General features: G+C 44.2%; 1 protein-coding gene. It reads right to left on the reverse strand.

The genetic code is table 11. The annotated features are described in order from the left end of the window. Positions 1–278 (reverse strand): hypothetical protein (locus E1189_RS24900; RefSeq protein ID WP_230460017.1); only part of this gene is annotated, 278 nt, incomplete at both ends.

Here is a 278-nt window from a genome sequence, read left to right on the forward strand (position 1 = left end):
TTGGTGTTGAGACGGTGAGGGTTAATCCGGTTTTTTGTGTTTTCCCCTGACAATACACATGGTGGTGTTCGGCTGTCCTGTCTATGGTACAGGATGTTTTTTCATGGGGATGAATACGTGTGCTGCTCGCAGGGTATAAAGCAATACTGCCTGTCGATATGACATCTAATGGCCGTAACTGAATAATGTAAAGAGATCGACTCTTGTCTTCTGCTGTATAGACGACAGATGCAGACAGACAGATCACAATGCAAAGACTGGTGACAACAAAGTTCAGT

This window comes from Parendozoicomonas verongulae (assembly GCF_009711465.1).
Taxonomy (GTDB): domain Bacteria; phylum Pseudomonadota; class Gammaproteobacteria; order Pseudomonadales; family Endozoicomonadaceae; genus Sansalvadorimonas; species Sansalvadorimonas verongulae.